The organism is Streptomyces adustus (genome assembly GCF_009377175.1).
In the GTDB taxonomy this organism is placed as follows: Bacteria; Actinomycetota; Actinomycetes; order Streptomycetales; family Streptomycetaceae; genus Streptomyces; species Streptomyces adustus.
The window spans coordinates 39,173-45,872 of the sequence record NZ_VJZD01000051.1 but is presented as its reverse complement, the minus strand read 5'-3'; the positions used below and the strand labels follow the sequence as shown (position 1 = coordinate 45,872).

Annotated in this window: 8 protein-coding genes and 1 pseudogene; 4 read left to right on the top strand and 5 right to left on the bottom strand. The window is 71.0% G+C overall.

The annotated features are described in order from the left end of the window. A pseudogene (locus FNH09_RS15580) lies at positions 1–706 on the bottom strand (aquaporin); the annotation flags it as partial. After that, on the bottom strand, positions 703–1,083 hold the full coding sequence (locus tag FNH09_RS15575) for an ArsR/SmtB family transcription factor (RefSeq protein WP_152888225.1): 381 nt from the start codon (positions 1,081–1,083) through the stop codon (positions 703–705). The gene FNH09_RS15575 and the pseudogene FNH09_RS15580, both read right to left, overlap by 4 nt. Positions 1,084–1,164: 81 nt before the next feature. Here FNH09_RS15575 and FNH09_RS15570 point away from each other — a divergent pair, with 81 nt between their 5' ends. Further along, complete coding sequence (locus FNH09_RS15570; RefSeq protein ID WP_152888223.1) at positions 1,165–1,635, top strand: ArsI/CadI family heavy metal resistance metalloenzyme; 471 nt, start codon at positions 1,165–1,167, stop codon at positions 1,633–1,635. 124 nt (positions 1,636–1,759) lie between these two features. On the opposite strand, the gene FNH09_RS48530 is transcribed toward FNH09_RS15570, so the two are convergent. Next, positions 1,760–2,032, bottom strand: a complete 273-nt coding sequence (locus tag FNH09_RS48530) for a BBE domain-containing protein (protein ID WP_338017585.1) — start codon at positions 2,030–2,032, stop codon at positions 1,760–1,762. A gap of 50 nt (positions 2,033–2,082) precedes the next feature. Here FNH09_RS48530 and FNH09_RS15560 point away from each other — a divergent pair, with 50 nt between their 5' ends. Further along, positions 2,083–2,766 (top strand): TetR/AcrR family transcriptional regulator, encoded by a 684-nt coding sequence (locus FNH09_RS15560; protein WP_152888221.1) that lies wholly within the window; start codon positions 2,083–2,085, stop codon positions 2,764–2,766. A 52-nt stretch (positions 2,767–2,818) separates the two neighbouring features. Here the strand turns inward: FNH09_RS15560 and FNH09_RS15555 are convergent, their stop codons facing one another. Continuing rightward, positions 2,819–3,607, bottom strand: a complete 789-nt coding sequence (locus FNH09_RS15555; RefSeq protein ID WP_152888219.1) for an enoyl-CoA hydratase/isomerase family protein — start codon at positions 3,605–3,607, stop codon at positions 2,819–2,821. A gap of 482 nt (positions 3,608–4,089) precedes the next feature. Here FNH09_RS15555 and FNH09_RS15550 point away from each other — a divergent pair, with 482 nt between their 5' ends. Continuing rightward, on the top strand, positions 4,090–4,902 hold the full coding sequence (locus FNH09_RS15550) for an SDR family oxidoreductase (protein WP_152888217.1): 813 nt from the start codon (positions 4,090–4,092) through the stop codon (positions 4,900–4,902). Between the two features lie 150 nt (positions 4,903–5,052). Here the strand turns inward: FNH09_RS15550 and FNH09_RS15545 are convergent, their stop codons facing one another. Then, positions 5,053–5,658, bottom strand: a complete 606-nt coding sequence (locus FNH09_RS15545; RefSeq protein WP_152888215.1) for an NADPH-dependent FMN reductase — start codon at positions 5,656–5,658, stop codon at positions 5,053–5,055. A 152-nt stretch (positions 5,659–5,810) separates the two neighbouring features. Between FNH09_RS15545 and FNH09_RS15540 the strand changes: the two genes are divergently transcribed. After that, positions 5,811–6,656 (top strand): helix-turn-helix transcriptional regulator, encoded by an 846-nt coding sequence (locus tag FNH09_RS15540; protein WP_152888213.1) that lies wholly within the window; start codon positions 5,811–5,813, stop codon positions 6,654–6,656. Positions 6,657–6,700: the final 44 nt, after the last annotated feature.

The following is a 6,700-nucleotide window of genomic DNA, read 5'->3' as shown; positions in this document are numbered from 1 at the left end:
GAGTGCGGGGGCGGCGGGTTCGGGTTCGCCCTGGAGGCCGGCGGATCCGCCCTGAGGGTCGGCGGGTCCGCTCCGGGGGTCTGTGGGGACGGCCGGTGCGGGTGCCGGGGGTCCGAAGACCGCGAGCAGCAGACCCAGTCCCATTACGGCGCCCAGCAGTTGGGCCGCGATGAACGGACCGAGGGAGCCGGGCGAGATTCCGGCGAAGGTGTCGGTGAAGGCCCGCCCGATGCTGACCGCGGGGTTCGCGAACGACGTCGACGACGTGAACCAGTAGGCCGCGCCGATGTACGCGGCCACGGCCACGGGTGCGTGGCGGGCCTGATCCGAAGCGGTCGTGGGTGGACCACTGCACGAGCGGCCTGCCGAACATCGCGTCCGCCAGGACCGCACCCGTGACAGCTCCCGCGACCTGGGCCGGCAGGTACGCGGCGACCTCGCGCGCGGTCGGTCCGTCCCCGGTGCGGCGGCCGGTGACCCAGGCGGCGAGCGTGACGACGGGGTTGAAGTGCGCGCCGGAGACCGGACCCAGGAGCGCGATCAGCACGCCGAGCCCGAAGACCGTCGCCAGTGAGTTGGCGAGCAGTTGCACGCCCACGTCATGGGTCAGCTCGGTGGCCTGGATGCCGGAGCCGACGACCACCGCGACCAGGGCGGCGGAGCCGACCGCCTCGGCGGCGACCCGGCGGCCCAGCGGGACGCTCACGCGCCCGCCCCGGACGTGCTCGATGTGCGCAGGAAGTCGGCGAGCCGGTCGAGGGTGGCAGGCAGTGCCCAGTAGTAGACCCACGTGCCGCGTCGTTCGCAGTCGATCAGACCGGCCTGCCGCAGCAGCTTGAGGTGGTGCGAGATCGTCGGCTGGGACAGCTCGAAGGCCGGGGTCAGATCACAGACGCAGACCTCACCGCCCGCCCGCGACGCGATCATCGACAGCAGCCGCAGCCGCACCGGGTCGCCCAGGGCCTTGAACAGCCCGGCCAGCTCGGCCGCCTGGCCGTCGTCCAGTGGGGCGGCCACCAGGCCGGGGCGGCATGTGCCGCTCTCCGCGTCCTGGCCGAGGACCACAAGCTCTTGCTTTGACATGTGTCTATGTTGACATCCTTCGATGCAAGGGCGCAAGGTTGAATCGATAGACGTCAATGCAAGCCGATGGGAGCCCCTGAAATGTCCCGTGCTCAGCTCGCCCTGCGGGTCAGCGACCTGGAAGCGTCGATCACCTTCTACACGAAGCTCTTCGGCACCGAACCGGCCAAGCGGCGCGAGGGCTACGCCAACTTCGCCCTCACCGAGCCTCCGCTCAAGCTCGTCCTGATCGAGGGCGCCCCCGGCGAGGAGACCCGGCTCGACCACCTCGGCGTCGAGGTCGAGTCCACCGACCAGGTCCACGCCGCCACCGACCGTCTCAAGGACGCCGGCCTGGCCACCTTCGAGGAGAACGACACCTCCTGCTGCTACGCCCTCCAGGACAAGGTGTGGGTGCACGGCCCCGGCCGGGAGTCGTGGGAGGTATACGTCGTGAAGGCCGACGCGGACACCCTCGGCAAGAGCGCCGCCCCCGACACCACCGGTGACGGCTGCTGCGCCGACCGGGCCGCCGACCCGGCCCCCGCGTCGGCAGGCTGCGGCTGCGGATGAACCGCCGGTTCACGGGCTCGCCGCCGTCCCGTGAACGAGGAGACCGTCCAGCGAAGGGCCGGTGGCGGGCAGGCATGTCGGAGCCCCCCTCACCGCTGGCGAGGGGGGCTCCGCCGGTGCTCGGTCAGCAGACCGCGGGCGGAACGCTCTGGTCGTACTGGAAGACGTTCTGCGGGTCGTACTTCGCCTTGATCTTGCGCAGGCGGGCGAAGTTGTTCCGCCAGTAGGCGGTCTCCCAGTCCTGACGTCGTGCGGCCGGCTCTCCTTCTGCTCCTCCTCCTTCTCCTCCCTGTTCGTGCGGCCGTCGTGCCAGGGGTCCTCGGAAGAGGAGATCAGCCCGTCCGCCCGCGGTGGTACTTCCTCGGTCGTGGAGCCGGTGCGGTCGGCCCGACCTCACCCTTGGCTCGGGCCGGCATCGTCCCGGGCACGGAATGCGATGATGAGGACATGGGACGACAGAGGACCAAGCCGGCCCCGACGCCGCCGACCACGACGCGTGGCCGACGTACCCGGGACGGCCTGATCCTCGCCGGGCGGGAGATCCTGGAGCAGCGAGGCTGGTCCGCTTTCACTCCTGAGGCGGTGGCGCAGACGGCGGGCGTCTCGTACGGAACGTTCTATACGTACTTCGAGTCCCGCGACGACCTGCTGCATCACGTCGTCCGATCCGTCGCGGGCGAGATGCTGGCCGCGAGCCTGGTGTCACCGGACGGAGTCGACGATCCCTACGCGAGGCTCGTGGAGTCCAACCGTCTCTACCTCCGCGCCTGGGACCGGGCGTCGAAGGTGCTGCGGCTCGTGGACCAAGGAGCGGCCGCGGACGAGGCCCTGCGGCAGATCGTCCACGAGATCCGCGATTTCTACGTCGGCCGTGCCACGAAGGGACTGCGGCGACTTCAGGACGCGGGGCTGGCGAACCCGGACCTGGACCCGCGGCTGACGGCCCTGGCGCTGGGGTCGATGGTCGAGCAGGTCGCCCACGCGCGGTCCGCCATGGAGGAGCCGTACGACGAGGACACGGTCGTCGATCACCTTTCGCGGCTGTGGGCGTCGGCCATCGGCTTGCAGGGCGCGCCCGACGAGGGGTGGGCCGCTCGCGCCCGGGCCACCGCGGGGACGGCGTCCGACTGACCCGGACGGAAGCCGGGTCGAGGAGTGCGCCGGGACATGGGGCGCGGACGGGTCAGTGCCCCGTGAAGGAGGGCTTCTGCCGGGCGAGGAAGGCGTTCAGGCCGCGCCGGTAGTCCTCGGAGGCCCCGGTGTGGGCGATCTGCGCCGCTTCGTATTCGAGCGCCGCGTCGAGTGTGGATGCGGACGCCGAGGTCACGGCTGCCTTGATGGCGGCGAAGGCGCGGGTGGGGCCTGCGGCCAGTGCGGCGGCGCTGTGCCGGACCTCGGCATCGAGGTCCTCGTCGGCGGTGACCTGGTGCAGCAGTCCCAGGTCGAGCGCCTCTGTCGCGTCGATGAGGCGGGGGCGAAGCAGCAGGTCGAGTGCTGTTGCTCGGCCGGCGACGCGGGGCAGGGTCCAGGAGATCCCGGTGTCGCAGGACAGGCCGATGCCGGCGAAGGCGGTGGTGAACGTCGCGGACACGGCGGCGATCCGGAAGTCGCATGCCAGTGCCAGCGCCATGCCCGCACCGGCGGCGACTCCGTTTACGGCTGCGATCGCGGGCTTGGGCATCGTCAGCAGGGTTCGGACGAGGGGGCTGTAGTGCTCGCGCACGGCGTCCGCCATGGCGTCGGGGCCCTCGGCGGTCTGCGCTTCCTCCAGATCCTGGCCGACGCAGAAGGCCCGTCCGGATCCGGTGAGGACCACGGCGCGGACGTCGGAGGCGTCGGCCGCCGCCTGCAACGCGGCCAGCAACTGTGTCTTGGCGCCCAGGTCCAGGCTGTTCATCCGGGCCGGCCGGTCGAGTCGGATCGTACGGACATGTCCGTGCGTGGAGACGCGGACGGCGGGAGGCAACGGCATGGCGGGTCCTTGAACGGCTTCGGTGAGCCCTCGGCAACATGACCGGCGGAGTGGCTCTCGGCAGGGGCAGGCAGCGATTGTGCAACTCGTTGCAGAAGCGGGCAAGGGGGAGCCGGCGGGTCGTCGGGTCGGTCGGAGCCGCGCGGAGGTCTCCCGTACCGGGTCCCACCAGCGGCTTCCTGATCCAGGTTCCATCCACTCGTGTTACTTGACTATTTTGTCAGTGAGATGGAGGTCACAGGAAGGTGCTCCCTTCGGCGGTCTGACCTTTCGCGCGCCGAGATGGCCGATCTCGATGTGAATGCTGTTGTGGGGCAGCCGATCCAGCGCTCGGTGTCGCCCGCGCGGCCGCCGTCGCGAGCCATCGATGCCGAATCTCGTACTTGACTATTTTGTCATGTTGATTGACGCTGCCGTCACGTGACAGCTGCTCCCGTGAGCGGAGCGACCGATGACGTCACGGCAGCGAAGGAGAGACGCGCATGGACATCCGGTTCGACTTCAGCGGCAGGACGGTGGTGGTGTTCGGCGGTACGTCCGGCATCAACCTGGCCATCGCCGAGGCGTTCGCCGCGCGGGGCGCTGCCGTCGCGGTGGCCAGCCGCAAGCAGGCCAACGTCGACGCGGCCGTCCAGCGGCTCGGCGCACACGGGAACCCGGTACGCGGCTTCGTGGCCGATGTGCGCGACCCGGGGTCGGTCGAAGCGGTCTTCGGCGCGGTGCGCTCGGAGTTCGGGCCGGTCGACGTCCTGGTCTCGGGGGCGGCCGGCAACTTCCTGGCCGAGGCGAACGAGCTGTCGTCCAACGGCTTCAAGGTGGTCGTGGACATCGACCTCAACGGGACGTTCCATGTGCTGCGCGCCGGGTTCGAGCACCTCGCACCGGGTGCCTCGGTCATCAACATCACCGCGCCGCAGGCGGTGATCCCCGTGCGCTACCAGGCCCATGTCTGCGCCGCGAAGGCGGGAGTGGACCAGCTGACCCGGGTGCTCGCGCTGGAGTGGGGCGGCAAGGGGATCCGCGTGAACGCGATCGCGCCGGGCCCGATCGCCGGCACGGAGGGTCTGGCCCGGCTGTCGCCGGGAGACGACCCGGACGGCGACAGGTCGGTCAAGACGGTTCCGCTGGGCCGGTTCGGCACGAAGGAGGAGATCGCCGACCTGGCGATGTTCCTGTCGTCCTCGGCGGCCGCCTACATCTCCGGTGCGGTGATCCCGTGCGACGGCGGCGGCTCGTACGAGAGCGTCCGCGGGATCGAGGAAGCCGGCCGCTTCCTCGCGTCGGCCCCGCGGTGAGCAACTCGAACGCGCGCGACGGGTCGCCCCGGCTCAAGCCCTGCTCGTATCCCGATCCCGATCCCGATCCCGATGCCGCGCCCCGAGCCCGAGCCTCGCTCGCGACCCGGGCCCGCGCCGAAAAGGCTGCTGAAAAGCCGCTGAACGGCCCTACCGGTCCGCGGTCTGCGGACGGTCGCGGCGGGCGTCGTGCAGCACCGAACCCCACCAGAGCAGCTGGTCGAGCATGGCCCTGGCGGCGCTCTCGGGACCGTGCGGTTCCCGCAGCGTGCCGTCGGGGGAGAACAGGAGGTAGTAGCTGGGGAAGCTGACGTAGTCGCGCACGGTGTGGGCGTGCAACTCGTTGAAGACCTGGCGCAGTTGCTCGATCGCCAGCAGGCCGCCGCTGAGACCGCTGTAGCCGACGAAGCCGATCGGCTTGGCCTTCCACTGGGTGTAGTGCCAGTCGATGGCGGTCTTGAGGGAGGCCGGGAAACTGCGGTTGTAGTCGGGCGTCACGATGACGACCGCGTCGGCTGCGTCGAGCCGCCGGGTCAGTTCGGCCATGCCCTCGGGGCGCGGCAGTTCGGGCTGGAGGGCCGGCGGTGTGGGCGGCAGTGCGAGCGGGAGGTCGACGTCCGCCAGATCGATCAGGCTGATCGTGAACTCGTCGTGCCGCTTGGCCTGTTCGACGAACCAGTCGGCCACCACCGGACCGAAACGGCCCTCCCGGACACTGCCTACGATCACCGCGAGATTCAGTCGTGCACTGGACATGGCTGTGGCTGCTCCTACGAAGTGGTCGGCGCCGCCCCGGACCGGGGCGTGCGCTCCACGGTGTCCGACGGGCGGCCGTCGAGGGAGGCCGGGCGGAGGGTGGTAGGGACAGGGCCACGATCAGCCGGGGCCGCCGGTGCTACGTTCGAGCAATGAGCGACAGCGAGCTCGGCCTCTTCCTGCGACTGCGCCGGGAAGCCGTCACACCGGCCGAGGTGGGACTGCCCACCGGGCCGCGCCGTCGTACGCCGGGACTGCGCCGCGCGGAAGTGGCGACGCTCGCCGGAATGAGCGTCGAGTACGTCACCAGGCTGGAACAGGGACGGGACCGCAGACCCTCGACGCAGGTGCTGGCGGCCCTGGCGGACGCGCTGCTGCTCACCCCCGGTGAACGAGTGCATCTGCACCGGCTCGCCAAGGGGGCCGACCCCGGCTTCAGCTGCCGGGGCGAGGCGGGACCGAACAGGGCGGTCAGGGCCACGGTACGGGCGCTGCTGGAGCGGCTGGAACCGGCGCCCGCCGTGCTGGTGAACCGGCTGAGCGAGATCCTGGCCTGCACCGACGGTTACCGACGGCTGGCCGAACCGCTCGGCCTGCTGGACGGAGTCCGGCCCAGCCTCGCCCGGTTCGTCTTCTCCGACCCGCGGGCGCGCACGGTCTACCCGGACTGGGACACGGTCGCCGACGAACAGGTCGCTGCACTCAAGCAGGGCCCGGGGCGGACCGACGCCCATGTCGGCACACTGATGGACGAGTTGACGGTGTCCTGCGGGACGCCGTTCACCGGCCGGGTACAGACGCTGCCGGGGCTGCCGCGGGCGAACGGGCCGGTGCGCATGGTCCACCCGCAGGTGGGGGAGGTACGGCTGACGTACGAAACGCTCGGCCTGCCCGACGACGACCAGCAGCTCCTCGTTCATCTACCGGCCGACGAGGCGAGCGCCGCCGCACTCGACCGCCTCACCGGCCGCCGCCCCGGAGCCTTGCGGGCGGTCTGAGGAGGCACCCCCGTCCGGAAGGACGCGGGGCGCGACGCCCGGCC

Coding starts and splice junctions, on each gene's coding strand:
- FNH09_RS15575 (WP_152888225.1), bottom strand. CDS start 1,083: ATGTCAAAGCAAGAGCTTGTGGTCCTCGGCCAGGACGCGGAGAGCGGC.
- FNH09_RS15545 (WP_152888215.1), bottom strand. CDS start 5,658: ATGTCCAGTGCACGACTGAATCTCGCGGTGATCGTAGGCAGTGTCCGG.
- FNH09_RS15570 (WP_152888223.1), top strand. CDS start 1,165: ATGTCCCGTGCTCAGCTCGCCCTGCGGGTCAGCGACCTGGAAGCGTCG.
- FNH09_RS15550 (WP_152888217.1), top strand. CDS start 4,090: ATGGACATCCGGTTCGACTTCAGCGGCAGGACGGTGGTGGTGTTCGGC.
- FNH09_RS15560 (WP_152888221.1), top strand. CDS start 2,083: ATGGGACGACAGAGGACCAAGCCGGCCCCGACGCCGCCGACCACGACG.
- FNH09_RS15540 (WP_152888213.1), top strand. CDS start 5,811: ATGAGCGACAGCGAGCTCGGCCTCTTCCTGCGACTGCGCCGGGAAGCC.
- FNH09_RS15555 (WP_152888219.1), bottom strand. CDS start 3,607: ATGCCGTTGCCTCCCGCCGTCCGCGTCTCCACGCACGGACATGTCCGT.